The 25,226-nt window shown below is 64.2% G+C and carries 19 protein-coding genes; 3 read left to right on the top strand and 16 right to left on the bottom strand.

Going from position 1 to position 25,226, the window contains the following annotated elements; all coding sequences use genetic code 11:
* Positions 1–27: 27 nt before the first annotated feature.
* The 16 genes from U0L91_RS03920 to U0L91_RS03845 form a co-directional block, all read right to left on the bottom strand.
* Positions 28–1,299 carry a cytochrome c biogenesis protein/redoxin gene (locus tag U0L91_RS03920; RefSeq protein ID WP_330044911.1) on the bottom strand — a complete coding sequence of 424 codons (1,272 nt, stop codon included), beginning with the start codon at positions 1,297–1,299 and terminating at the stop codon, positions 28–30.
* Positions 1,289–1,744: an RrF2 family transcriptional regulator gene (locus tag U0L91_RS03915; protein WP_113998977.1), complete on the bottom strand. Its 456-nt coding sequence runs from the start codon at positions 1,742–1,744 to the stop codon at positions 1,289–1,291. The genes U0L91_RS03920 and U0L91_RS03915 overlap by 11 nt, the downstream gene beginning before the upstream one ends.
* Before the next feature lie 33 nt (positions 1,745–1,777).
* Positions 1,778–2,701 (bottom strand): thioredoxin-disulfide reductase, encoded by a 924-nt coding sequence (trxB, locus tag U0L91_RS03910; RefSeq protein ID WP_330044910.1) that lies wholly within the window; start codon positions 2,699–2,701, stop codon positions 1,778–1,780.
* 15 nt (positions 2,702–2,716) lie between these two features.
* The gene (locus tag U0L91_RS03905; protein ID WP_113998975.1) at positions 2,717–3,040 is read right to left on the bottom strand and encodes a thioredoxin family protein; all 324 of its coding nucleotides are present in this window, start codon (positions 3,038–3,040) and stop codon (positions 2,717–2,719) included.
* Positions 3,041–3,253: 213 nt separating this feature from the next.
* Positions 3,254–5,572 (bottom strand): helix-turn-helix domain-containing protein, encoded by a 2,319-nt coding sequence (locus U0L91_RS03900; RefSeq protein ID WP_330044909.1) that lies wholly within the window; start codon positions 5,570–5,572, stop codon positions 3,254–3,256.
* A gap of 144 nt (positions 5,573–5,716) precedes the next feature.
* Positions 5,717–6,529 carry a polysaccharide deacetylase family protein gene (locus U0L91_RS03895; protein WP_113998973.1) on the bottom strand — a complete coding sequence of 271 codons (813 nt, stop codon included), beginning with the start codon at positions 6,527–6,529 and terminating at the stop codon, positions 5,717–5,719.
* Positions 6,530–6,534: 5 nt separating this feature from the next.
* The gene (locus U0L91_RS03890; RefSeq protein WP_113998972.1) at positions 6,535–7,722 is read right to left on the bottom strand and encodes an oligogalacturonate lyase family protein; all 1,188 of its coding nucleotides are present in this window, start codon (positions 7,720–7,722) and stop codon (positions 6,535–6,537) included.
* Between the two features lie 3 nt (positions 7,723–7,725).
* Positions 7,726–10,881: a rhamnogalacturonan lyase family protein gene (locus tag U0L91_RS03885; RefSeq protein WP_330044908.1), complete on the bottom strand. Its 3,156-nt coding sequence runs from the start codon at positions 10,879–10,881 to the stop codon at positions 7,726–7,728.
* Positions 10,882–11,019: 138 nt separating this feature from the next.
* Positions 11,020–12,609: an extracellular solute-binding protein gene (locus U0L91_RS03880; protein WP_113998970.1), complete on the bottom strand. Its 1,590-nt coding sequence runs from the start codon at positions 12,607–12,609 to the stop codon at positions 11,020–11,022.
* A gap of 60 nt (positions 12,610–12,669) precedes the next feature.
* Positions 12,670–13,608 (bottom strand): carbohydrate ABC transporter permease, encoded by a 939-nt coding sequence (locus tag U0L91_RS03875; protein ID WP_270752523.1) that lies wholly within the window; start codon positions 13,606–13,608, stop codon positions 12,670–12,672.
* An 18-nt stretch (positions 13,609–13,626) separates the two neighbouring features.
* Positions 13,627–14,634 (bottom strand): ABC transporter permease, encoded by a 1,008-nt coding sequence (locus tag U0L91_RS03870; RefSeq protein ID WP_242979463.1) that lies wholly within the window; start codon positions 14,632–14,634, stop codon positions 13,627–13,629.
* A 453-nt stretch (positions 14,635–15,087) separates the two neighbouring features.
* Positions 15,088–15,906 (bottom strand): MBL fold metallo-hydrolase, encoded by an 819-nt coding sequence (locus U0L91_RS03865; protein ID WP_330044907.1) that lies wholly within the window; start codon positions 15,904–15,906, stop codon positions 15,088–15,090.
* Positions 15,907–15,996: 90 nt separating this feature from the next.
* Positions 15,997–17,457, bottom strand: coding sequence for an alpha-N-arabinofuranosidase (locus U0L91_RS03860; RefSeq protein ID WP_330044906.1), 1,461 nt, complete (start codon positions 17,455–17,457; stop codon positions 15,997–15,999).
* 13 nt (positions 17,458–17,470) lie between these two features.
* Positions 17,471–19,630: a 1,3-beta-galactosyl-N-acetylhexosamine phosphorylase gene (gene gnpA, locus U0L91_RS03855; RefSeq protein WP_330044905.1), complete on the bottom strand. Its 2,160-nt coding sequence runs from the start codon at positions 19,628–19,630 to the stop codon at positions 17,471–17,473.
* Between the two features lie 21 nt (positions 19,631–19,651).
* Complete coding sequence (locus U0L91_RS03850; RefSeq protein WP_330044904.1) at positions 19,652–21,286, bottom strand: GDSL-type esterase/lipase family protein; 1,635 nt, start codon at positions 21,284–21,286, stop codon at positions 19,652–19,654.
* Position 21,287: 1 nt separating this feature from the next.
* Positions 21,288–22,337, bottom strand: a complete 1,050-nt coding sequence (locus tag U0L91_RS03845) for a glycoside hydrolase family 88 protein (protein ID WP_113998964.1) — start codon at positions 22,335–22,337, stop codon at positions 21,288–21,290.
* A 325-nt stretch (positions 22,338–22,662) separates the two neighbouring features.
* On the opposite strand from U0L91_RS03845, the gene U0L91_RS03840 reads away from it, so the two are divergent.
* From U0L91_RS03840 to U0L91_RS03830, 3 genes are read left to right on the top strand one after another with little or no spacing between them, the layout of a single operon-like run.
* The gene (locus U0L91_RS03840; RefSeq protein WP_158538791.1) at positions 22,663–23,592 is read left to right on the top strand and encodes an AraC family transcriptional regulator; all 930 of its coding nucleotides are present in this window, start codon (positions 22,663–22,665) and stop codon (positions 23,590–23,592) included.
* Positions 23,593–23,609: 17 nt separating this feature from the next.
* Complete coding sequence (locus tag U0L91_RS03835; RefSeq protein WP_330044903.1) at positions 23,610–24,947, top strand: glycoside hydrolase family 28 protein; 1,338 nt, start codon at positions 23,610–23,612, stop codon at positions 24,945–24,947.
* 12 nt (positions 24,948–24,959) lie between these two features.
* Positions 24,960–25,226, top strand: a complete 267-nt coding sequence (locus U0L91_RS03830; RefSeq protein ID WP_330044902.1) for a DUF6171 family protein — start codon at positions 24,960–24,962, stop codon at positions 25,224–25,226.

Genomic DNA, 25,226 nt, shown 5'->3' with positions numbered 1-25,226 from the left:
GAATCTGCGGGGGCGTTTTGTTGTTGTTCAGGAGACCCGCTGCCCGGTCATGGTCTGGGTGACGATGCTCTCCATCATATCGGCGGTCAGCTGACCGGTCACATAGCCGAAGACGTTGCCCTCGGTGTCGATCATGAAGGTGGTCGGGAAGGCGGAAATACCGTAGGCGCTGAGCACATCGCCGGTGGTGTCCATAACCACCGGGAAGGTGTAGCCGTTGTCCGACAGGAATCCGCTGACCTCGTCAATGCTGCCGTCCACGGCGCGGGGATTTTCGGCGCTGCTGGGGTTGGCGACGCCCAGCACGATCAGGTCCTCGCCGTTGCTGCCGTAGGACTCATAGAGCGACTGGATCTCGGGCATCTCGCTCTGGCAGGGGCCGCACCAGGTGGCCCAGAAGTTCAGGAACACCGTCTTGCCGCAGTACTCCGACAGGGTGTGTTCCTCGCCGTACTGGTCCACCAGTGTGAAGTCGGGGGCCGGGATGGCGTCGGGGTCGGTCTCGGGCTCCTCGGTGGGAGCGGGCGTGGCAGTGACCTGGGGCGCCGCACCGGACAAGGCCGACGGACTGCCGCCCGTCTGGGACAGCACCCCGCTGAGCCGCCCGGTGAAGCCGGTCAGCGTCATCAGACCCATCAGGATCAGCAGGACGGCGCCGATGCGGGTGGTATACCGCACGACGTTGTGGTATTTTTTGAAAAGGTCCAGCACGGTGCCGGTGAACAGTCCCACCAGCAGGAAGGGGATCACAAAGCCGAGGGTATACACCCCGATGAGCAAAAATCCCCGCTCGGGCGCGCTGGAGGCCATGAGCAGCACGCCGGACAGCGCCGGACCCACGCAGGGCGTCCAGGCAAAGCTGAAGGTAAAGCCGAGGAGCAGCGCGGTCAGGGGGTTCATGGCCAGCCGGTTGAGGGGCAGATGGAAGCGGTGTTCGCTGTCCATCGCGCTGCTGCGGCCAAAGATGCCCAGCTGGTACAGGCCGAACACCAGGATCAGCACGCCGCTGCACCGGGTGAATAGGGTGCGGTTGCCGCTGAAGAAGCGGCCCAGCGCCGTGAAGCCCATGCCGAGCAGGAAGAAAGCGAAGCTGATGCCCAGCACAAAGAACAGGGTGTTGACCAGCACGCGGCGGCGCGGATAGCGGATGGTGTCGTCCGGCTGCACCGCCGCCGTTCCGCCGGCCAGATACCCGATATACAGCGGGATAAGGGGCAGCACGCAGGGGGAAAAGACGCTGAGCAGCCCCTGCAGGAAAACGGTCACCGCCGAGATGCCGACGGACAGATCAAATCCCATCTGTCAACTCCTGTTCCGCCGCAAAGAGCGGCTTGCCCGCAAAAAGACGGTCCTCGATATCGGCGATGGTCACACCGGCCAGACGGCGGCGGCAACCGGCATCGAGATCGGCATAGATCTCATCCATCACGCCGGCCATGCCGGCACAGATGGCGCAGTTGCGGTCGGCGGCGCCGCTGTGCCAGCCGGACTCCACAAAGGCGGTGTCCACGGCGGCCGCCACCCGGTCCAGCGTGAGCTCGGCGGGGGGAACCTGGGGGCAGAAACCGCCCTCACTTCCCTCCCGGGCGCCCACCAGGCCGGCCTTTTTCAGGCGGGCCATGACCTTGCGCACCCGCGCCGCGTTGGTACAGATGTTGTCGGCCAGCGCATCGCTGGAGAGCGTGCAGCCCTTGACGCTCAGATACACCAGCGCATGGACCGCCACGCTGAAATCGCTCTTCATGCCGTTCCTCCCGTTGCGTACCGGGAAGCGGCGTCACGCCCGGTTCCCGGCCAGATATTCCTCGATATAATGTGCGGCAACGGCGCCGTCCGCGGCGGCCGTCAGGATCTGACGGACCGGTTTGCGGCGCACGTCGCCCACCGCGTAGACGCCGGGCAGCGATGTCCGGGTGGTCTCGTCGGCGATCAGGTAGCCCGCCTCGTCGGTTTCGAGCTGCCCGCGGAACAGAGCGGTCTCGGGCCGGCGCCCGACGGCGACAAACAGGCCGTCCACCGGCAGGGTGCTTTCCTCCCCCGTGACCTTGTTGCGCAGGACCAGGCCGGTGAGCCGGTCATCGCCCTGCAGCGCCTTGACCTCGGTGTTCCATACAATATTTACACCATTTTCCCGGAGCTTGTCAAGGTAAACGGTGGAGGCCCGCAGCGCGTCCCGCCGATGGATCAGCGTCACACGCCCGGCCAGCCGGGCCAGCGTCAGGGCATCGCCGACGGCGGTGTTGCCGCCGCCCACGATCGCCACTTCCCGCCCGCGGTAGAGCATCCCGTCGCAGGTGGCGCAGTAGCTCACCCCGCGGCCCCGCAGAGCCGCCTCGCCGGGGACGCCCAGTTCCCGGGCTTCGGCGCCGGTGGCCACCACCACCGTGCGCCCCAGGAAGGTGCCGCGGTCGGTCTCCACCCGCTTGGGGGACTCGGTCAGCGCAACCTCGCGGACTTCGGCCAGCACCGTCCGGGCGCCGAAGCGCTGGGCCTGGCGCTGCATCTTCTCGCCCAGTTCAAACCCGTCCACCCCGTCCTCAAAGCCGGGGTAATTCTCCACCGTGCCGGTGGTGGCCATCTGGCCGCCGGCGGAGAGCCGCTCCAGCACCAGGACCGACAGACCTGCCCGCGCCGCATAGAGCGCGGCCGTGTAGCCGCCGGGTCCCCCGCCGAGCACCAGTACATCAACCGCGTTGTTCATGGCTGCCTCCTTGTCTTACAGTACGCCGTTGGCCGACAGATATTCCCGGATGTCTGCCTGGGAACGCGGTCCCACAAAGGGCCGGCCCAGCAGGCGGCCGTCCTTGAACAGCAGCAGCGTGGGGATGGTGTTGACGCCGAACCGTGCGGCGACATCCGGCGCGTCGTCCACATTGACGCCGGCAACCCGGATACGGCCGTCCAGCTCATCGGCCAGCGCTTCGACGGCCGGGGCGATCCGGCGGCAGTAGCCGCACCACGGCGCCCACAGATCCACGAGGGTCACACCGTTGGCGATGGTCTGGTCAAAATTGGCGGAAGTCAGAGGATTCTTATTCATAATGCTTCTCCTTTATATATAAGGTAGGTGTTCGGATTTTTGCACCGTGTCGGTGCTAAACTGTAAATCTTTTTGTTTCAGATTACACTGTAATTGTATAATTTACAGTTCATTTTGTCAACCCCCTTTTGCAAACTTTTTTTCCGCAGCTAGTGTTTGCGCTGCGGGGCAAAAAAATACCCCCGGCGGAACAACCGTCGGGGGTGCGGGCCGTCAGGGCTTTTTCTTGCCCGTCTGGTATTCTTTTTTGTACTTGCCGGGGGTCATGCCGACCTCGCGGCTGAAGAACCGGATGAAGTTCTGCACGTTGGAGTAGTGCAGCGTGTCGGCCACCTGGGCCACCGACATATCGGTGGTGAGCAGCAGTTCCTTGGCCATCTCGAGTTTCTGGGAAGCGACGAGGTCGGTGAAGTTGGTGTTGCGCTCGTTCTTGAGGACTTTCCAGATATAGCTGGCCGAATAGTTGAGCTTTTCGGCGCACTCGTTGAGGGTCAGGTCGCCGTTGGTCTGCTTGATGAGGGCGATCACGTTCTTGACCAGCTCGCTGGTATTGTCCCGCCGGAAATTGCCCAGCAGGTCCATGACCGGGACGGCGACCTCCTCCACGAGGAAGGTGCGCATCTTGTCGTTGCTGTAGATGCGGCTGATCTCGGCAAACAGGTTGTCGCTGTGGTTGGACAATACCTTGCTGACCGACAGGCCGGCGTTTTCGGCCACCATCAGCAGGGTGCTGACCAGACGCTGGAGATAGAACATCCGCTCATAGCCGCGCACGCCCTTTTCCTCCAGCCGTTCGAGAAAGACGCCGATGAGCCGCTCGGTCTCCCGCTTGTTGCAGGCCGTCATGGCGGCGATGATCTCGTTTTCCAGCAGGGTGTCATAGCCGTGCTCGGTGTGGTTGTCCTCGGCCGTCGTGTAGTAGGTCAGGTCCTGGCGCATCTCCTCCGACGCGGCGCCCCGGCTGCGCAGTGCCTCGCTGGCCTCGTGCCAGGCCGAGGCGATCTGCTCGGGGCTTGTGAAAACCCGGCTGACACCCGCCACACACCGGCAGCCCATCCCGGCGCTGACCACCTTGGCCGCACCCTTGTAGACGGTTTCGACGTTGTGGGCCAGTGTTTCCTCGTTCTCGGCGCCGGCCACCATGACCACCGTGGCATCCACGGCCACCGGGCAAAAGAAGAGCCGGCGGCAGATTTCGGCGGGAAGGCGCTGGGCGACGGTCTGGGCGACCGCCTCACGCACCGACCCGGTCATCTGCTTTTCAAAGACAATGCTGAGCACGAGGAGCCGGTAGCAGGCAAAGGGCTGGATGCCGAACTCCTGCATCGTGCTGTGGATGGCCTCGAGGCTGGCCTCGCTGCGCAGGATGTGCAGCAGGAACTGCTGTTCGAGCTGGCGGCGCTGGGCCTGTACCAGCTTTTGCATATCCTTCTGGTTCTGGGCAGCGCGGGTCACGCTGGAGGTCAGATAGTCGAACTCGTCCTGGTTCTGTTCCCGCCGGCCGAACACGTCGTAGGCCTGGTCGAGCAGTTCCCGGATGGGACGATAGAGGAAGGCGCTGTTCCACCGGCAGACCAGCAGCACGACGACGGTGGCCAGCAGGATGAGCACCGAGACCCAGAAGGCCGCGACGCTGGACCCGAGGTTCTGCTGTTCGTCGTAGGCGGCATAACAGGTGATGCCGTTGAAGTTGATGGCCCGGCCCTGCACAAGGTAGTTGCTGATGGTGCCGGGGATGCGCAGATGCCCATCCGAGAGGTCGCCGGCATCGGCCAGCGCGTGGGCCAGCTCGGTGTCGGTGGTGGTGACGGTCTCGCCGTTCGCGTCGAGCAGCACCACGTCATAGCCCAGCGACTTCCACTCCCCTGCCAGCTCGGACAGGTATTCCATATCGAGATGGATCAGCAGCATTCCCACCAGGCCGTTCTTGGCCGAGGTGATCCGTGCCACGAGGCACTGTCCCGACACGTTCAGCCACAGGCTGGAGGTCTGGCGCGGCGCCGCACCGGTGCGGTTAACCCAGTAGAGGGTGGCGGTCTGGCTGGCCTGGTTGTCGATGAAGGTGCGGATTTCCTCCTGATTTTTCATCTGCTCGAGCGGGAAGGTGCCGTAGTTGCTCAGCACCCAGCCGTAGCGGAGATTGATGTATTCGTACCCGACCACATAGGAATCCATATAGGTCCCGCCCCGCAGCAGCTCCTGGGCATCCCGCAGGTCGCTGTACCGGCTGTACGGGATTTCCGAACAGCTTTCCATCCAGGTAAAGCTGGAATTTCGCAGGGCTGCCAGGTAATAGCTGCGCAGTCCGTCAAACACGCTCGTCATCCGCATCGAAGCGTTGCCGGCCACCTCGCCAAGTTTGGCGCGGTCGCGGGCGGACTCGCTGCGGTAGTACAGGATGCCGCACAGCAGACCCACAATGAGCAGCGGGACTGCGACCAGCAGGACCAGACGGGTAAAGATCAGCGTCTCATACCGGCTGCGCTGTTTTTCCTTCGCGGTCTGACGGTTGGTAGGTTTCGGGAATTCCACTAGTCTCCTCCCTTGTCGCGGCGGAGTATCCGATCCGGCCGGACGTCCTGCCGCCGCGGGCAGTCCGGCGAAGGAACCGCGGCAGCCTTCGCGGTCCCATCCCTAGATCATACGAGTTTGCCCGGGGAAAATCAAGTCTTCCCCTCATGAAAGCTGCACCGTGGCACCGCCGGGAATTTCGATCCGGTCGCCGTCCACCTCGATCCAGATGGACCGGGCCGCCGGGTTGTGAACGATGTCCGCCGCGACGGTGAACTGCAGACGGCGGGCGTCTTCCAGGTAGTCCACAATCTCGATATTGGTCGCATACCAGGTATCTTCGCGGCCCGCCACCAGATCACAGAACCGTTCCATCTGCTCCCAGTCGGCCTCGCAGGTAAATTCAAAGCTGTGTCCCCACACATACATCATGTACAGATACTGGGTCTTGAACAGCGCCGCAAACCGTTTTCCGTCCTCCAGCAGCTGATGGGTATGGTGGCAGGTGGATTTCCAGGTCATGAAATCGTTGGGAATCGCAAAGTCGTGGGTGTCGCCGACGACGCGGGCGTACCGGATACCCAGCGAGGGCAGCATCGCCGCGATCTCGGGCGTCCAGCTGCCGTTGGGGTAGGCCAGTCCCCGCACCGGGTATCCCATGACGGATTCCAGCCCCTGGCGGTCCTCCAGAATCTGGCGGGCCACCTGATCCAGCGGGCTGCGGGCGATCGTGGGATGCAGGCAGGTGTGGCAGGCAACCTCGTGACCGCGGTACAGGTCCCGCCACTCGCTGGGCGGAACGCGGTCATCCAGCAGCAGCCCGGCATTGAGGTTGAAGGTGCCCCGCACGCCGTAGCGGTTGAACAGCTCCACAAGGCGGCGGTCCTCCACCCGGCCGTCATCAAAGCTCATCGTCAGGACCTTGTGGCGTCCGCCGGGGAAACAGATGTAGATATTCTTCAGTTTGGGCCATTCCATGATTGTCATTCTCCTTTCGCCGCAGCGCCCGCGGTTTTGGCAAGATACACGCAGGGTTTGCCTTCCCGGTCGGAGGTGAACACCACCCCGCTGCCGTCCGGCGTGAAGCAGGGATGCGGGTGGGCGTCCTGCGGGGTGCCGTGGATGGTCGTCCAGCTGGTGCCATGGTAGCACAGCGGGATCTCCTTCTTGCGGGCAATGTCCACCAGATAGATGAAGTCGTTGCGGACTTCCTGGCCGCGGCCCTCGCCGGTCTGCAGATGGATGGGCGTTTCCTGGCCCTGGCAGTCGCCGACGAACCAGCGCCGCTGCCGGTCACAGATGAAGTGCGCATAGGGCAGGCAGGGCATGAAGAGCTCCTCCTCGAGAGTTTCGGGGCGCATCATCCGGATGGTCTCGGTGCTGCCGTCGTCCGCCTTACGGTAGACGTAGGCCAGACGGTCGCCGGTGGGCATCCAGAACTCGTGGGTGATGATGACATCCTTGGGCTGGGGCCGGGCACAGCGGTACCGGCTGCCGTCGCTCTGGATCAGCCACAGACGGGCGTCGATCATGTCGTAGGGGCCCTCGTGGCAGAACAGGATGGTGTCGGGATCGCCGGGGCGCAGCTGCGCATGGCCGAACCAGCAGCGGTCCTCCACGACGATGTGGTGTTCGCCGGTCTGGGTGTCCAGATAGACGATATGGCACAGCGGCTTGGCGGCGCAGGTCAGCGGGAAGAACTCCCAGCCCTTCTTGCCGGTCAGGTCGGGCAGCGTGTCGCGGCGGGTCTCGGTCATGACGAGATAGCGGTTGTCATCGCTCATGCCCCAGTTGCCGCAGTCCCAGCCGTCCGGCGCGGCATACAGGCAGGTGCGCTGCAGGGTGGCCAGGTCCAGCTTCCAGACCTTGCGGTCCTGCTGGTAGTAGACGGACTTGTCATCCGCCGAGATCATCGCGCCGTAATCGTCGAGGGCGTCGCCCTCGGTCAGCTGGACGGCATCGCCGGTGGCCAGTTCCATCAGGTAGAGGTTACGCCGGCCGTTGATCTCGGCACAGTAGAGCAGCCGGGAACTGTCCGAGGTGACCATGCGGTTATAAAAGTACATATGATGGCTGGTGTGGTCGGGCGGCGTGAGCCGGGTGACCGGGCAGCCGGTGTAGGGATCGGGCGTTGTGACGGGCGTTTGATGAAGCAGATCTCCGATAGCCATTGTTTATTCCTCCTCAAAGGCAGCTTTCAGAACATCCAGGCGGGGATCGGTGCTTTGCAGCACCAGACGGGCAAAGGCGCGGGCAAAACGCAGGGCGCCGGCCTGCTGCAGGTGGGCGTCGTCGTGCTTGTCGCCGTGCCACAGGTAGAGGGATTTGGCGTGTTCGGCGCCGGTGGCCGTGACCGCGGCCGCCGTGGCGGCACCCAGGTCCAGCCAGACCGCGCCGGCCTGCCGGGCAAACCGGGCCATCGCCTCGCGGTATTCGGGGAAGCTCGGGTGGCAGACACCGTTCTCATCGAAGGTGCGCATCGCCACCGGAGAGACAAAAATGCAGGTTGCGCCGTGGCGCCGGGCCGCGTCGAGGTAGGGCTGCAGCGAGGCGCCGAACGCCTCGGGCGCCACATAGCGCTCGGCCTTTTCGCGGTAGGCGTCGTTGTGGCCGAACTGGACCACCAGGTAGTCCCCGGGCCGCAGCGAGGCCTCAATATCCGCCAGGCGTCCCTCCTCCCGGAAGGAACGGCTGCTGCGGCCGGCCATCGCACAGTTGTCGATCGTCAGGTCGGGCAGATGGTAGCGGCACTCCTGGGGGAAGGGGCAGCCGGGACGGGTATCCACCCGGCAGAGGTTGGCGCCGCGCAGGCAGCGCCAGAGCTGCTGGCCCCAGCCGGTCTGGGGAGCTTCGGCCTCGGTGTAGCTCTGAACCGTCGAGTCCGCGGCCAGATAGACCGTCGGCCTGTCCCGGAGCTGGGGCAGGACGTTCGCAAAGTCCATATCGCTTGCATAGTAGAAGGAGGGGTACCCCGGCTGGTTGTAGCAGTTGTTCTGCCAGGCCACGCCGCAGCGGTACTGCGGGTCATGCAGCAGGGTGAAGAGCTTGTGGTGGGTCAGGTCGGTGGAGGTGTAGATGCGGATTGCCGAATCATCCTCCAGGCGGAGCAGCAGTTCCTCGCGGAAATCGCCGAAGATGTCGGCCACCAGGCAGGGGTTGCCCTTGGTGCCGTTGTTGGTGGCGGTGCCGCTGGGCATCAGCATCGTGCCGTGGGTCAGGTCGTTGACCGCGCCGCACTTGGGGCCGTGCAGATAATCCCGGCCGTCGGTGACCTGGGTGGAGAGGTCCCCCGCCCAGTAGATCTTCATGTTGGTGCCGGGCGTTTCGAGGGGCAGACGGTTGCCGCGGCAGTCATAGACCTCCTTGACCCAGACCTGCAGGCCGCGGGTGGCGGGGTCGATCTTGCCGATCATGCAGCGTCCCAGATCCTCCTCGGCGTACTCGCCGAACCGGACCGCACCGGTCTCAGCATCCCGCAGCGCCCAGCCGTAGGGCGCATTCTCGGCCCCCTCAAAGACATTGAAGAGGTCAAGGCCCGGGCTGTCGGGGTCGATGTCGGCCAGGTGCATGGCATCGCCGTGGCCGAACTTGGCCGGGGTTCCGTCGGGCAGCGTTCCTTCGCTGGAATACAGCAGGCTGCCGTCATGGTCGATGACCGCGGCGCCGCAGACAATCTCCATGCAGCCGTCGCCGTCCACATCGCCGGTGGAAATGCTGTGGTTGCCCTGGCCGGCCAGCGCCCCGAACACCGGATCGCTGCCCCGCGCCAGGTGACAGCCCGCATCCCGGAAGGGGTTATCCATCGGCACAAAGCCGGAATCGACGCTCCACCGCTCCGAGAAATGGCCGTCGCGGAAATCGTAGGCCACGAGGGTGGCGCGGGTATAGTAGCCGCGGCAGACAATCAGGCTGGGATGCTCGCCGTCCAGGTAGGCCACGCCGGAGTTGAACCGGTCCACCCGGTTGCAGGGCTCGATGCGGGGCAGCGCGTAGTCGCCCCACAGCAGGCCGTCGTCCACGCGGCCGAACTTGAAGGGGATGGTCTCGAGTTCGCGGCCGTCGCCGCCGAACATCGTCAGGTACTCGGGGCCGGAATAGATGAAGCCCTCGAACTTTTCCAGATGGTTGCGCTCGCTGCGGGAGGGGGCGTATTCCCGGATGAAATAGTCCGCCATCGCCTCGGCGTCCTGGCGGCTCAGCGGGTAGTCGTACCGCTGCGGGATGCCGAAACAGGCTTCCAGCGTGTCGGGCCAGCGGCCGGACCGGACCTCGGGATGATCCCGCCAGCCGGCAAAGACGTCGGCCAGGTGCAGCCGGTAGTCCTCGGCCGAGCAGACGTAGTTGTCGCTGTGGGAATACCCGGCTTCCAGGTCGCTGCGGGGCATCGTGATGTAGCGCTGCCACAGCACCGTGCCGTCCGGCGCATAGCGGGTCATCCGGGTGCCGGGCGCGGTCTTGACCGCCATCTCGGCGCGGCCGTCCCCGTCAAAGTCATAGACCATGAACTGGGTGTAGTGGGCGCCGGCGCGGATGTTGGGGCCCATGTCCAGCCGCCAGAGCAGCGTGCCGTCCAGCTTGCAGCAGTCGATCAGGCAGCGGCCGGTATAGCCCTTGATGGAGACATCCTGCGAGTTGTCGGGGTCCCATTTGACAAAGAATTCCATCTGGCCGTCGCCGTCCACATCGCCGACGCTCATATCGTTGGCATGGTAGACAAAGGGTTTGCCGTCGGGGGTGACGCCGCCTTCCGGTCTGTGGAGCGGCAGGTCATAGTAGCCGTCCGCCCAGACGCTGACGGGATCGCAGGCGGTGCCCTTGTGCCCGGCATACACCGGCGCCACGGCATAGAGGTCCCCGGCCGTGCCGTCGGGGTCCAGGTAGTTGGTGCTGTCCGTCACATCGGCAAGGCGCACGCCGTTCTTGTACACGACAAAATCCGCGCCGGTCAGGCCGGTGGCGGAGTAGCCGTCCACCTCGGAGCGCAGCAGCCGCCAGCTCAGGAACACACCGGCGGAGGTTGCCACCGCGACCAGGCCGCGGTCCAGCGCTTCGAGCTGGGGATGCAGCACCCGGGCCAGCGGGGTGGTCAGCACCGGGCTGAGTTCCAGCGTGGAGCCGGCCTCGTCCAGGGCCCGCAGCCGCAGATAATACGGGATATGCGTCGAGCGGACAAACCGGAACCGGCAGTCCCGGGTCTGGCCGGCCGTGCGGAAGCGGACGGTGTCGGACATCCGGTCGGACCATTCCAGAGCATAGCAGGCAGCCCCGGGGACCGGCTGCCAGCCCACGGTGGTCGAGCGGGCATCCTGGGCCAAAAGTGTGAGGTTCATCGAAAGATCCGCCTTTCTGTGCGTTTTTGTAAAAGAATGCCGCGCTGCGGCCGACAAAAAAGGCACCGCGAGAGTGCATCCGCGGTGCCTTTCCGGCCGATGCCGCAGGGGCGCGGCCTGATTCAGATAGGAATGAAATTACTTGTTGGTATCAGCAGCGTAGAGCTCGTTGACTTCCTCAACCAGCTGGGCACCGCCGCGATCCAGCCACTGCTGGGCAGCGTCATCCAGGCCGGCGTCGTCGATCTGGCCGCAGATGTACTGGGTGCGGGCGTCGTCGATGATCTGCTCGATATCGGTGCCGACTTCGGCGTTGGTGGCAGAGTTGGCGAGGTAGCCGAGCGCGGGGTTAAAGACGGCGTACTTCTCGTTGACTTCCTGGCAGGCCTCGGACTCGATCTGGCTCTCGGCCTTCTCGAGCGGATGAGACACGCTGGACATGTTGGGGATGTAGGCGACAGCCTGGTTCAGGCCGCAGTTCGGGGTCTGAGAAGCGTCGTAATCGGGGTTCAGGACGACATTGCCGTTCTCGTTCAGGTCATAGCTGATGCCCTCGATGCCGTAGTCGGCCAGCTCGAGCATCGGATCGTCGTTCATCTTGTCCAGGAAGGTCAGGCAGTTCTTCAGATCTTCCTCGGTCTTGGCGCCGGACTTGGTGATCAGGTAGAAGCCGTTGTAGCCGCTGGTGGCCAGGGTGCGGGGCTCACTGTTGGCATCCTTGGCGATGGGTCCGACCATCGTCATCGTGGCGGTGGTGGAGGGGTCCACAACGCTCGCTACGTTGTTGCTGGTGAAGTAGTTCCAGATACGCTTGGCACCGTCCATGGTGTCCAGGAAGCAGCCGGCTTCGCCCTTCTTGCAGCCGTCCTCCCAGGTGGAGGTGTCGACGGTTGCCCAGTCGGGACGGACCAGACCGTCCTCATAGATCTTGCGCATCCACTGCAGAGCTTCCTTGTACTCGGCCGTCTGATGGACCGGGACCAGTTTGCCGTCCTGCTCGACCCACTCGTTGCCGCAGCCGAACCAGGTCTGGATCACGTCCAGAGGTCCGGTGTACTTGCACAGCTCGAGGCCGTAGGTGTCGTCCACGCCGTTGCCGTCCGGGTCATCGTAGGTGAAGGCGTAGAGCATGTTGTAGACATCCTCGATGGTCTTGGGAGGCTCGGTGATGCCCACGGCTTCCGCCCAGTCGGTGCGGTAGGCCAGGCCGTAGCGGCCGATGGCACGGGTACGGGGGATACCGATGATCTGTCCGTCAACGGTCAGGCCCTTCAGAACGTTCTCGTTGGCCTGGCTCAGGTTGGGGTAGCTCTCGCTGTCCTGCAGGTAGCTGCTCAGATCCCAGAACGCGCCCTTCTTGGCGGCGTCGACGATGTTGGCATCCAGCGCGCCGGAAGCGGTCAGGATCATCGGCATGTTGTCCTTGTCCATCAGGGTCAGGCCGAACTTGTCCTTGTAGGTATCGTTGGCCTCAAGACGCCATTCGACGGTGGTGTTGGTGTAATCCTCGTAGGCCTGGATGACCTTGTCGGAGTTGTCGTTGGCGAACTCGGTGCCGTAGAAGGTGGGGATCATAAAGGTGATGGTCGGGCGGCCGCTGGATTCCGAGGCGCCCTCGGCGGTAGCCGAAGCGGCGCTGGAAGAGGACGAGCTGCCGGAACCGCCGCAACCGGCCAGGGCAGTGACGGCCATCGCGACGCTCAGGGTCAGGGCGATTTGCTTTTTCATGAGTTGTTTTCCTCCTTTTTTATAACACGCAGACTGCGTGATGAAACCGGATAACGGGGATCAGCCCTTCACGGAGCCGACCATGATGCCCTGGGTGAAGTACTTCTGGACGAAGGGGTAAATGCAGAGCATCGGGACCGTGGCCACGACGGTGGTGGCCATCTTGATGGATTTGGCGGGCGGCATACCGGCAGCGCCCCAGTCGAAGGTGCTGTCCTGGGTGATCTTGTTGGTCAGGAACACCATGCGGCGCAGCACGATGGTCATCAGTTCCATGTCGGGGTCGTTGATGTACATCATGGCGTTGAAGTAGGAGTTCCAGTGACCGACCGCGTAGAACAGCGCGACGGATGCCAGCACGGGGGTGGACAGCGGCAGGATGATGCGCACAAAGGTGATCAGGTCATTGGAACCGTCGATGATGGCGGCCTCCTCCAGTTCGTTGGGCAGTCCCTGGAAGTAGTTCTTGATGATGATCATGTTGAATGCGCTCATGGCGCCGGGCAGCCACAGGGCCCAGAAGGTGTTGCCGAGATCCAGGATGTTCATGACCAGGATGTAGCTGGGCACCATGCCGCCGGAGAACAGCATGGTCACAATGACCATGTTGATGAAGCCGTTGCGGCCCTTGAGATAGCTGCGCGAAAGCGGGTAGGCCAGCGTGCAGGAGACGAACATGTTGATCAGCGTACCCACGATGGTGACCAGGAAGGAGTTCTTGAGGCCGCGGAAAACCGAGCCGTCCTTGAGGATGTAGGAGTACGCGTTGAGGGAGAATTCGTGAGGAATCAGGAAGAAGGGGCGCTCGGTCAGTTCCTGCTCGGTGGCGAAGGAACCGGCGATGACGTAGATAAAGGGCAGCACACAGAGCAGAGCAATGAGTGCAATCAGAACATAGAGCAGCACCTGCACCGCCTGATCGCCCGGCGAGCGCTTTTCCAGGGTACCCGTCGCACGGATGGCGTTGGGGTCCTGTTTCTGATGGATGATGCCAGACATGACAGTACCTCCTTGCGCTTAGTACAGGCCGGATTCACCGAACAGCTTGGCGATCTTGTTCGCGCCGACGACCATGACCATACTGACGATGGACTTGAACAGGCCGGCAGCCGTGGCAAGGGAATACTGTCCGTTGACGATGCCTTTGGTGTAGATGTAGGTGTCGAACACGTCGGAGACCGAGCGGTTCATGGCGTTCTGCATCAGGAAGATCTGTTCGTAGCCGGTGTTCAGCAGCGAGCCGACCTTCATGATGAGCATCAGGATGATGGTGCCGCGGATGGCGGGCAGCGTGACGTGCCACATCAGCTGCCAGCGGCCGGCGCCGTCGATCTTGGCGGCTTCATACAGCTGGGTATCGACGCTGGAGAGGGCCGCGAGGTAGATGATCGTGCCGTAACCGGTCTCTTTCCAGAGGTTCTGACCGACGATCATCGTCGAGAAGAGCTTGGGATCGGACATGATGTCGGGGGCGTTCTGTTTGCCGAACACCTGGACCAGCATATGATAGGCGACACCGTCGGTGGTGGAGAAGAGCTGATAGGTCAGTGCCGCGACAATCACGATGGAGACGAAGTGCGGGATATACACCAGCGTCTGGGAAAAGCGCTTGAACCATTTGCAGCGCAGCTCGTTGAGCAGCAGTGCGAGGATGATCGGCGCCGGGAAGGCGAAGATCAGGTTGGCCAGCGAGATTGCCAGCGTGTTGCGCAGCAGACGCCAGAAATCCGGGCCGGTGAAGAGTTTTTCAAAGTACTTCAGTCCGGCGAAGGGGCTGCCGAACAGCGCCTGGATGGCGGTGTCGCCATTGTAGGGGCTGAAGTCCTCGAACGCCATGACCAGGCCTGCCATCGGCGTGTAGTTGAAAATGAGCATGTACAGGATGCCCGGGATCATCAGAATGTACAGCCAGTAATGCTGCATGAACGCTTTGCGCCAGGTGTTGTGCCCGAGCTGCGCATAAGCGCGTTTGTCCTGCTTGGTCCGAGCACCGGCCGCTTTACCTGCCGTCAGTGTTTTCGCCATTGAGGGTTCCTCCTTTTTGTTGTTCCCTGCTGTTTCCGCACCGCCGCAGCCGGCTTGGACGCCGCGGAAGAGGGACTCTGCGCAGGGCCGCCCGTCCGGACGGCTCCCTGCTGCCTTTAGTCAAATTTTACGGCACCCTTTTCGGTATTTCAACAATCAAATCCTCTCATCTTTTTGACTACATTTTTTGCGTATTTACGCAAAATTATCCTCATATTTCCGGCGAAATAATCCCAAACACTCCCGTGCATATTGTCAAGTGTTTCTGCGCGTAGTTGGATAGTTTTTATATAAACTGCCAACGGTATTTATGCAATGCGCTAAAGTGTCAAATTCTCTTCTCGGCCCGGAATTTCACACAATCTTCAAAAATGTGCAAAAGAAAACCGCCCCGCAGACAGCGGAGCGGAAGGGGCGTTTTCCGGCTGTCCGAGCAGCCGGGCACCAGGGGTTTTACCGGTTTGCGAGGTCCAGTTCCACCCCGCTGTGCAGCGGGCGGAGCTGCTCCCCCAGGATGGTCTGCATCCGCTCGAAGGCGGGCAGGCCGGTGCAGTGACCGGTGTAAAAGACCGTGTTGTGCCGCGCGAGTTCCCGGGCCGTCTCGTCGATGACATCCAGTTCCTCGCAGTCGTAGGGCTGTTTCTTCATCATATGGAATCCGCTGATCACGACGTCGGGGTCGCCGCCGAAGAGGTCGCGGTAGCGGTCCAGGATGTTCAGGATGCCGTTGTGGGCGCAGCCCGACACCAGCACCCGGTGTCCGTCCTGGCTGACCACCAGGCACTGCTCGTGGGAGAAATCGTCCTGCAGGGTCTGACCGTCCCGCCGGACCCGGAGCGAGAGATTGCTCTGGGGCCAGAACCGCCGGCCGGTGATGCCCGCGAACAGAAAGAGTTCCCCGTCGATGCGCAGATCGCCCCGGACCGGGCGGACCTGGGGCAGCGCCGTGATGGCCTTGTCGATGCCGATGTAGCGGTCGCCGTGGTAGAAATCGCCGTCGGCCCCCGCCTGGAGATAGATCGGCGCCCCGGGATTGAGGGCGGCAAAGCGGAGCAGACCGCCCGCGTGGTCGTAGTGGCCGTGGCTGAGCACGACGGTATCGACGCGGGTCAGATCAATGCCGAGCGCCTCCGCGTTGTCCGCGAAGGCGCCGGTGGAGCCGGTGTCCATCAGCAGCCTGTGGTCATGGGTCTCGAGATAGAGACTCAGGCCATGTTCGCAGGCGCAGCGGGGATCACCGGGGGTATTTTCGATCAAAGTCACAATACGCATGGATGGTACCTCCCTTCCCGGCCGGGACAGCTCGCCGCGGCCGGTCTGTTTGACTGTATTATAGCGGTTCCATCCAAAAAAGCAAAGAGGTTATTTCTGGCAGACCGTGAACGCCGCTACACTGCAGGGCGGCAGCACGGCCGTGAAGCCGGTTTCGGTCGGCGTGACGGCAAGCGGCGCCGGGCGGACGGCCTCGGGGCGGTCAAAGGTGTTGTGGTCGAACGGCGCACCGGCCAGGACCCGGGCCGTGACGCCGGCGGCATGGATGCCGCCCAGCAGGCAGTTGACCGGCACGGGTTCGGTGTCGTTGAGGTTGGCGGCGGTGATCAGCACGGTGCCGTCCGGCTGTTCGCTGGCCGAGACATGCAGTTCGGGGACCTGCTCCTCGTCGCGGCGCAGCATCCGGGTTTCGGCATAGCTTTCCAGCTGGCGGGCACCCTGATGCCCGCTGTACATCGCAAAGACATGGCTGGTGGGCGTCAGGACCACCTTGTCGCCCTCGGTCAGCAGCATTGCCTGCAGCACATTGACGAGCTGCGCGATGTTTGCCATGACGACGGTATCGCAATGGTTGTTGAAGATGTTCAGGTTGACCGCCGTCACCAGGGCGTCCCGCATCGTGTTCTGCTGGTAGAGGAACCCGGGGTTGGTTCCCGGCTCGACATCGTACCAGGTGCCCCACTCGTCGACGCACAGACCGATGGGCCGGCCCTTGGCAAAGCGGCGGATGATGCGGCTGTGGTTTTCCACCAGTTCCTCCATCCGCAGCGTCTTGTGCAGCGTGGTGTAGTAGGCGTCGCGGTCAAAGTCGGTCGCGCTGCCCTTGTGCTGCCAGTCCGGGCCGGGGACGGTGTAGTAGTGCAGGCTGACGGCGTCGATGCACTGGCCGGCGCGCTCCACCACGGTGCGGGTCCAGTGGTAGTCGTCCACATTGGCGCCCGAGGCGATCTTGTAGGGCACAAGGCCGGCGTCGTAGGAGCGCAGATAGGTCGCATACTGGCGGCAGAGATCGGCGTAGTATTCGGCGCGCATCGTGCCGCCGCAGCCCCAGGCCTCGTTGCCGATGCCCCAGTACCGCACGCCGAAGGGCGCTTCGCGGCCGTTGCGGCGGCGCAGGTCCGCCATCGGCGAGACGCCGGGCATATTGCAGTATTCCACCCAGTCGGAGAACTCCTGCACGGTGCCGCTGCCCACATTGCCGGACAGGTAGGCTTCGCAGCCGAGCTGTTCGCAGAGGCTGAGGAACTCGTGGGTGCCGAAGGCGTTGTTCTCAGTCACGCCGCCCCAGTTGGTGTTGATGATGGTCTTGCGCTCGCTGCGGGGGCCGATGCCGTCCCGCCAGTGGTAGGTATCGGCAAAGCAGCCGCCCGGCCAGCGCAGCACCGGGATGTGCAGTGTTTTCAGCGCCTGCAGGACGGCGGGGCGCAGCGCGCCGTCCTGGTCAGCGATACCGCCGTAGATGCAGCGGCCCAGATGTTCGGAAAACTGTCCGTAGATCGTTTTGCGGATCGTGCCCGCCGAGCGCGCGGCGTTGACAATCAGATAGGACATGACGGTGCCCCCTTCAGCGTTGGATCATCCGGGTGGCGAACGGGGCCAGTTCAGCCCGCACATCGCCCTCCGGTGTGTGGATGACGGTGGTCTGTGCTTTTTCGGTGTTGTTGATGACCACAAGGCGGCGGGCAGCCGGGAACCAGGCACATTCGCAAGCCGCATTGTCGGTCAGGTACGGGACACGGCTGCTGTCGGTCCCGGTGGCCCAGAGCATCAGGTTGAGCAGCATCCGGGCGTTTTCGGGGCTGTAGGCAAAGCCGGCCAGATATATGCCACGGCCGCGGCCGAAGGTGTGGGTGGCAATGGCCGGGCAGCCGTCCTGTTCGGCCAGGACGCGGGTCTCGCCGTCCGTCAGGTAAAGGTGGTCGCGGGTGCAGAGGGTGGCGCCCTCGGGGATCAGGCCCTCCACGGGGTCGGCCTGCACGGGCCAGCGGCCGTGGCAGACACGGGCGCCGGTGTCCTCGTCCACGCCGAGGGCACGGGCCATCCGGAAATAGTCCCCCCAGCCCGGCACGGCGGTGGGTTCATTGACGCCGATCAGCACGCCGCCCTGGGCGACCCAGGCGCTGAGCGCCGTGACCAGCGCGGCATCCTGCCAGGCATCGCCGCCGCTCCAGGCCGTGCCGGCGCGGCCGGCGTTGATGACCACATCGACGCCTTCCAGCTTGCCGGCCTTGACATCCTCAAAGCTCAGGAAGCGGGTCTCGACCGGCAGGCCGGAGAGCGCCTCGTTGATGTGGATGAGGTCGTGCATGTAGGTTTCATGGAAATGGCCGGAGAGCGTCCAGGGGCGCAGTCCGCCCCAGCTGTGCAGCACCGCCACGGTCAGCGGCATCGTGTAGACCTCGCCGGCGGCGTGCAGATCCCGCACCTCGCGGAACTCATCAGCCAGATCGGCGATATACTGGACAAAATCCGGGAAATCCTTCACCAGGTGCAGGTAACCGCCCAGCCCGATGCGGTCAATCGGGGCGCGCAGCAGGGCGCGGCGGACATGGTTCCAGTACGCGCGGGCATCGCGGGTGGGATCGCCGCCCTCGGTGAAGGTCGGCGCACCGCCCAGCCCCACCGGGAAGAGATAGGGGTGCAGCCGCAGTTCATGGACCTGGGCGGGCACACCGGAGCACATCCGCACTTCATAGCCCGAGAACACGCATTTGATGATGCCGTCAAACCCGATGGACGGGAAATAGGGGCCGTAAGGCTCGACGCCGATCCAGCTGTCGTCGTAAAAGACATAGGCCTTTTTGCCGTACTGATGGACCAGGTCCACCAGCGTGCGGCCGTAGGAGGCCACAAACCGCTGGGTGAACGCCATGTAATCCCGCTTGTGGGCCGTGGGCGGCTGGTGGGTGACCTGGAAGTTGCCCTTGTTGATGAAGTCCTCCGCCGTGAGCTCGTAGCCGTACTCGGCCGCGAAATCCGCCAGCGCCTGCTCCGACACCGTGAAGTCATAGCTGCCCCAGTCGGTGAAGAGGCTGCGGTTGCGCTCGTCGGAGCCCCAGATCCAGACAAAGTTGTAGAACAGGCTCGTGAACCGGACCACCGTCGTGTGGGGGTGGGTTTCGCACCAGTTGCGCAGCCAGTCGGTCAGGAAAGCGCGGGCTTCGGGGCGGCGGGGGTCAATGGGCATCAGGTGTTCCTTGTCCCAGTGGTTGGTCAGATGGTTGTACATCGAGATCTCTTCCCAGATCCGATAGGCCAGGAAGCTGACCGTATAGCTGTGGTAGGGCGTGGGATGATCCACGACGACGCAGCCGGTGCCGGGCTGCCAGTGCCAGGCGCCGGCGTCCAGCAGCGTGCCCTCGGTGCGGTCCCAGACCTGCCAGTACCGGCGGGCGGTCTCGCCGTCATTGACGCGGAACTGCTCGTCAAAGAAATCCGCGAGCAGCGCCACCGACAGCGGCCCCTCCCCTGCCAGGCAGGGCCGGGTGGTCAGGAAGGTCTGCTGCAGGCAGTCGGGATGTTCGCGGGCCCACTCATTGTGGTCCCGGATCAGGCAGATCGTCGAGTAAATCGAATAGCCGGCATCGAGAATCTCGTCGGACAGTTCGGTGCCGTCGCTGTCGCGGATGACATCGGCGCCCCAGCGGTCGGCCAGTTCCAGGGTCAGCGCCTCGCATCCGGCTTCGCCGGGCAGCGTGAACCCGCCTTTCTTGGTTTGTTTCATCGCAATTCCAACCTTTCTCCTTCAAATCTGCACACGGCGGCAGATGGCCGCCCCCTGCGCCCGGGTCAGGACCCCGTCCAGGTCCGCGCCGGCGTCAATCCAGCCGGCCTGTACGGCCTGGTCGGCGACGGACCCGGCGGGCAGCGGCCGCCGGGCCGCATAGCCGGGGCGCAGCACCTCCAGGAACTCCGCGAGCGTCACGGACTGCCCGGGATGCAGGCACCCGTCGGCGGTCCAGTGTTCGGGGATCAGCCCGCTCTGCACCGCGCTCTGGACCGCTCCGGCAAAGGGAGCCTGGCCCACCACATCGGCAAAGGGGCTTTTATAGCCGTTGACCGGGAACAGTTTGAGCGCGGCCGTGATCTGGCACAGCGCGTCCGCCCGGGTCAGCGGGGCATCGGGCTGCTGTGTCTCATACACGGCAAAGGGCGTTTCCCCGGTGGGCGCGGCGTCAGCGGGCGGCGTCAGCGGGAGCATCGGGCCGGACGGTTCGCAGACCGGAACGGCCGGAGCCGGACGCCCCGCCAGCGCGCAGAGCCGCCCGGCCACAAAGGCCGCAAAGCGGCAGGCGCCGAAATCGTTGGTGTGGGTGTAGTCGCCGGGATAGAACCACCGCTTGGAGCGCTCCCGGCCCTCGGCACAGATGCCTTCCATCGCATAGCCGTGCAGGTCGATCACCGGGACCTGTTCCTGCCGGCCCAGATCAAAGACCGCGGCCGCATATTCGGCCAGCAGGTCGTTGTACCGGCCGTCGGCGGTCCAGGTGTTGCGCGCCAGCGGCGTGACCAGGACGGGCTGTGCGCCCCTGGCCCGGATGGCCCGCAGATAGCCGCGCAGCCGTTCGGTGTAGCCGCCCCGGGCGGTGAGATGCGGGAGCTTCTGGTCATTGTGGCCGAACTGCAGCAGGCAGAAGTCCCCCGCCCGCAGCCGCGGTTCGACGATGGCCCAGTGGCCGCCCTCAGTAAAACTCTCGGTCGTCAGGCCGGAGTGGGCATGGTTGGAAACGCACCAGTCCCCCGGCAGGAACCGGCCGAGCATCTGGCCCCAGCCCGCATAGCTGGTGCCGGGGGCATAGGGCAGGCCCGCGCACTGGTCGGTGACGGTGGAGTCCCCCATCAGGAACACCCGCGGCATCGCGGCGGGCCGCAGGCACACCGCCTGCAGGTCTGCCCCCGTCACGGCCAGATCGGCCGCCGCATTGAGGGCGGGCTGTGTCTCGCCGTCCGGCACAAGCGGCGTCACATCGAGCGGGAAGCGCAGTTCCCGCACCTGGCCTTCCGTCAGGGTGCCCTGCCACATCAGGCGGCGGCGTCCCGCAAAGACCCGGACCGGTTTGCCCCGGCCGCACAGCCGCAGCGAAACCTGATAGGTCCCCTCCCCCGGCAGGTCGGCCCGGAACCAGACCGGCAGTTCCCGTCCCGCCAGGTCGGCGGCGGGCAGGCAGGGGGCGGGGCTGGCCGCAACGCCCTGGGGCCCGGCCGCAAAGCCCGCGCACCAGCCGCCGTACCACCACATCGGCTGCCAGTTGGCGGCCATCTGGGGGGTGTGCAGCCGCGGGGCATCCTGCAAGGCGGCGGCGTCCACAAATCCGGCTCCGGTACTGCGGCGGTAGGACACCGCCGAACCGGGCACGGTGAAATCAAAGACCGTCTGCATCTTACAGGGCCCCGTCACTGCGCATCTTGTCGTAGTTCAGCACGCCGGACAGGAAGGCCAGCGCCAGGCCCTGGCCCCAGCCCTGAATCCAGTCACGGCTGATGCCGCGGTAGCCCTCGCGGTCCTTCATGACGGCCGTGCCGCCCGAGACATGGAGCACCCGGCCATCCTCGCTGATGTTCTGCAGGATGCCGCCGATGGACTTATTGATATACTTGATGTGCAGCGGGTTGCCCTTGGCGATCATGGCCGCTGCAATGCCCGCCGAGGCGCTGATCTCCTCGTAGGATTCGGGGTCGTCCACGATGGTGCGCCACAGGCCGTTTTCGGTCTGGAGCAGCTTGAGGGCGGCCAGCTGGTCGTTGAGGCTGCCCACCACGTCGAGGAATTTGGGATAGAGGTAGCACTCCGGCAGGCGCAGCCCCACCTGGGACATCGTGTAGGCGGCCCAGGCGTTGGCGCGGCCCCAGAAGATGCCCGACATATGATCGCCGGTCAGGTTGTTGTAGCCGTGATAGTACAGCCCCGTGGCCGGGTCCTGCAGGTATTTGATATGCCAGTAATACTGGTTCAGCGCGTCGTCGATGAGGGCGGCGTCCTTGAGCAGCACGCCCATCCGCAGCAGGAAGAAGGCGGCCATGAACAGCGTGTCGGCCCAGGCCTGCTCGGGGAAATCGTTGTTGACCGAGACGGTGTGCTGCAATACCCGGTCACCGAACCGCAGGGCCTTGTTTTCCAGATAGTCCACCTTGCTCTTGGCGATGTTCAGGTACCGCTCGTCGCCGGTGTGCTCATACAGCGTGATGAGGCAATGTCCCATCGAGCAGGTGTTGACGGTCCACTCGGGCAGGCCCAGCTCGATGTATTCGTCCACACGGTCCTGCACGAGTTTGAGGTACTCCTGCTTGCCGGTGACCTCGTAGGCCTCGCAGATGCCGTAATAGGCCACACCGCAGGGCCAGTCCCAGGTCATGTCCATCCGCATCGTGCGCGCCACCACGGCGTCGATGGTCTGTTCGATCTGTGCTTTGTCAAAAATCAATCCTGCCATCTGATCATCTCTCCTTTTGCAATCCGGCCCCGCGGGCTCCTTCGACAGTTGCTTTTATTATGCACGCCGTCCCGGGCATCGTCTTGGCCTTTTCAGACGATTCCTGTGCAATTTCGATCATTTATAATTTGGGGCGTGGGGCGTTTTCTCCATGATTCAGGACGATTCTTCCATGTATGCCGGGCAGACTTGTCCGTTTCGCACAAATTATGCACTTTTGGTTTGTATGAACTGCACATAAATCGCCGTTTTTGGCAAAGAAGGGTGGTTTTTTCGGCGGACAGGGCGTATAATGGGGCCATTCTATCCGGAAGGAGAATCCGCCATGTCCCGGCCGCCGCGCACCGTCATTGAGTACCGCAACTATGAACTGCCCGCCGATTTTCCGATCCAGATGCTCAGCGGTGAGAACTGGCGCATCTCGGACGTGCCGTCCGGCGTGCTGCATTTTCACAACTGTCTGGAGATCGGCCTGTGTGAGAGCGACGGCGGATTCCTGGGGTTCCGCGGGGAGCAGCGGGCCTTCCGGGCGGGGGATGTGACGATCATTTCCGGCGATGTACCGCACACAACCTGGTCGGACCCCGGCACCGCGAGCAAGTGGAGTTATCTGCATCTGGACCCGTTCGAGCTGGTGCGGCCGCTCTTTCCGGCCGAGGCGCTGCCCAACGGCGAGCTGCTGCAGCAGGCCGTGCAGGGGCACTATTACATCCTTTCGCCGCAGGAATATCCGGCGGTGCAGTCGCTGGTCCGGTCCATGCTGGCCGAGATGCAGCAGCGCCAGATGGACTATGCGATCAGCGTGCGGGGGCTGTTTGTGGCGCTGGGCGTTGAGCTGATGCGGATCACCGCCCGGCGCGAGAGTGCCCGGCTGGCCGCGACGATCCCGGTGGCCCCGGCGCTGGAATACATCAACCGGCACTATATGGAGGATTTTCCCATCGAGACACTGGCCCGGCTGTGCGGCATGAGCCAGTCGCATTTCCGGCGGGTGTTCCGGGAACTGCTGTCGGTGGGGCCGCTGGAACACCTCAACCGCACCCGCATCCTCAAGGCCTGTTCGCTGATGCGGATGAGTGAGGATTCCATCCTGTCCATCTCGGGGCAGGTGGGGTTCCAGTCGCTGTCCAGCTTCAACCGGCATTTCCTGGCCGAGATGGGCACCACGCCCAGCCAGTGGCGCAGTGCGGCCGGCAACAATCCCAAGACTTCCATTCTCAAATACCGCGGCTGGATGACGCCGCCCAAGGACTGAGTCCGGGAGGGACCATGATGCAGGAGTATTGGATCACCGAATACGGCGCCGTCGCGGACGGCGTGACCAACTGTGCCGCCGCCATCCAGGCCGCGGTGGATGCCGCCGCACAGGCGGGCGGAGGCCGGGTCATGGTGCCGGCGGGGCGGTTTCTCAGCGGCAGCGTGATGCTGCGCTCCCATGTGGAGCTGCATCTGTGCAGCGGCGCGGTGCTGCAGTCCAGCCTGCGGCCCGAGGACATCCGCCCGTTCCGCCATGCCGACGCCGACGACGCGATGGACGGCTGGAACGGCGGCTTTTTTCTGGGGGCCTGCGGCGGGCAGGACATCACGATCTCGGGCAGCGGCGTCATTGACGGGCAGGGGCGCCGGGTATTTTTTGACCGCAACGAGGACAACGGGTTCGGGGAATGTCCCAAGGCCGCGGCGGCGTTCCGCCCGCGGATGATCCTGCTGGAGGACATCACCGACCTGACGATCCGGGACGTGACGCTGCGGGATGCGGCTTTCTGGACGCTGCACATGGCGGGATGCCGCCGCGTGCGCATCCGGGACATCCGCATCCTCAACGATGACCGGGGCGCCAACAACGACGGCATTGACCCGGACTGCTGCCAGGATGTGATCATCAGCGGCTGTCTGATCCACACCGGCGACGATGCGATCGTCGTCAAGGCGACCGGGCCGATGACCCGCCGGTACGGGCCCTGCTGCAACGTGACCATCACGAACTGTGTGCTGCACTCCCGGGATTCCGCCCTGAAGATCGGCACCGAGACCTGCGGCGACATCCGCAACATCACCTTCGGGGACTGTCTGGTGGAGGACTGTTCCCGGGCCGTCGGCATCTGGGTGCGGGACGGCGGCACCGTCGAGAACATCCAGGTCCACCATCTGGTCGGGGCCGTGCGGCGGTATGCCGACCGCTATGCGGTGCCGGGGGCCCCGGGCTGGTGGGGCAAGGGCGAGGCGCTCTTTGTCAACGCGACCCGGCGGGCCGGGCAGGACAACTTTCCCGGCGTGATCCGCAACGTCAGCTTTGACCACATCACGATGAAGGCGGAGAGCTGCCTGTTCTTTGCGGGGGAATCCTACGCCCCGCTGTACAACATCCGGGCCGAGGCGGTGGACCTGACGCTCTGCCGCCAGGGCACCCAGCCCGGCGGGCTGTTTGACGAACAGCCGTCGGCGCGGCATCTGTACCCCCATGAGATTCCGGCGCTGTATGCGCGCTGTGTGCAGGGGCTGCGGGTGCGGGACTGCCGGGTGCGGTCGGGCGGACCGGGCGACTGGAGCGGCCGTCCGGCGCTGCTGGAGGACTGCCCCGGCGCCGTCGTCGAACTGGATGCCGAGTGAAAGGAGTCTGCCATGGAGGAAGCCACCCAGCCCAAGGTCTGCCGCTGTCTGCTGCGGGACATGACCGGGGAGAATGACTATCTGCGGAGTGTGGAGCGGTACCGCGCCACGATGCCGCGCCGTCTGCGCACCCCCGACGCGCTGTACGAGACGCGGCTTGCCTGCTGCCGGGACTGCGAGGCGCTGCAAAACGGCACCTGCATGCAGTGCGGCTGCTATGTGGAGATGCGCGCCGCCCGCAGCGACATGCACTGTCCGCTGACGGCGCCGCGCTGGTAA

The sequence above is a fragment of the Gemmiger sp. genome (assembly GCF_036306485.1).
Lineage (GTDB): Bacteria > Bacillota > Clostridia > Oscillospirales > Ruminococcaceae > Gemmiger.
The sequence above is the reverse complement of the archived record's forward strand: the minus strand, read 5'-3'. Positions and strand labels throughout refer to the sequence as shown.

Coding starts and splice junctions, on each gene's coding strand:
- U0L91_RS03845 (WP_113998964.1), bottom strand. CDS start 22,337: ATGGCAGGATTGATTTTTGACAAAGCACAGATCGAACAGACCATCGAC.
- U0L91_RS03835 (WP_330044903.1), top strand. CDS start 23,610: ATGCAGGAGTATTGGATCACCGAATACGGCGCCGTCGCGGACGGCGTG.
- U0L91_RS03880 (WP_113998970.1), bottom strand. CDS start 12,609: ATGAAAAAGCAAATCGCCCTGACCCTGAGCGTCGCGATGGCCGTCACT.
- U0L91_RS03875 (WP_270752523.1), bottom strand. CDS start 13,608: ATGTCTGGCATCATCCATCAGAAACAGGACCCCAACGCCATCCGTGCG.
- U0L91_RS03865 (WP_330044907.1), bottom strand. CDS start 15,906: ATGCGTATTGTGACTTTGATCGAAAATACCCCCGGTGATCCCCGCTGC.
- trxB (WP_330044910.1), bottom strand. CDS start 2,701: ATGAACAACGCGGTTGATGTACTGGTGCTCGGCGGGGGACCCGGCGGC.
- U0L91_RS03885 (WP_330044908.1), bottom strand. CDS start 10,881: ATGAACCTCACACTTTTGGCCCAGGATGCCCGCTCGACCACCGTGGGC.
- U0L91_RS03850 (WP_330044904.1), bottom strand. CDS start 21,286: ATGCAGACGGTCTTTGATTTCACCGTGCCCGGTTCGGCGGTGTCCTAC.
- U0L91_RS03830 (WP_330044902.1), top strand. CDS start 24,960: ATGGAGGAAGCCACCCAGCCCAAGGTCTGCCGCTGTCTGCTGCGGGAC.
- U0L91_RS03920 (WP_330044911.1), bottom strand. CDS start 1,299: ATGGGATTTGATCTGTCCGTCGGCATCTCGGCGGTGACCGTTTTCCTG.
- U0L91_RS03905 (WP_113998975.1), bottom strand. CDS start 3,040: ATGAATAAGAATCCTCTGACTTCCGCCAATTTTGACCAGACCATCGCC.
- U0L91_RS03895 (WP_113998973.1), bottom strand. CDS start 6,529: ATGGAATGGCCCAAACTGAAGAATATCTACATCTGTTTCCCCGGCGGA.
- gnpA (WP_330044905.1), bottom strand. CDS start 19,630: ATGAAACAAACCAAGAAAGGCGGGTTCACGCTGCCCGGCGAAGCCGGA.
- U0L91_RS03915 (WP_113998977.1), bottom strand. CDS start 1,744: ATGAAGAGCGATTTCAGCGTGGCGGTCCATGCGCTGGTGTATCTGAGC.
- U0L91_RS03840 (WP_158538791.1), top strand. CDS start 22,663: ATGTCCCGGCCGCCGCGCACCGTCATTGAGTACCGCAACTATGAACTG.
- U0L91_RS03870 (WP_242979463.1), bottom strand. CDS start 14,634: ATGGCGAAAACACTGACGGCAGGTAAAGCGGCCGGTGCTCGGACCAAG.
- U0L91_RS03860 (WP_330044906.1), bottom strand. CDS start 17,457: ATGTCCTATCTGATTGTCAACGCCGCGCGCTCGGCGGGCACGATCCGC.
- U0L91_RS03890 (WP_113998972.1), bottom strand. CDS start 7,722: ATGGCTATCGGAGATCTGCTTCATCAAACGCCCGTCACAACGCCCGAT.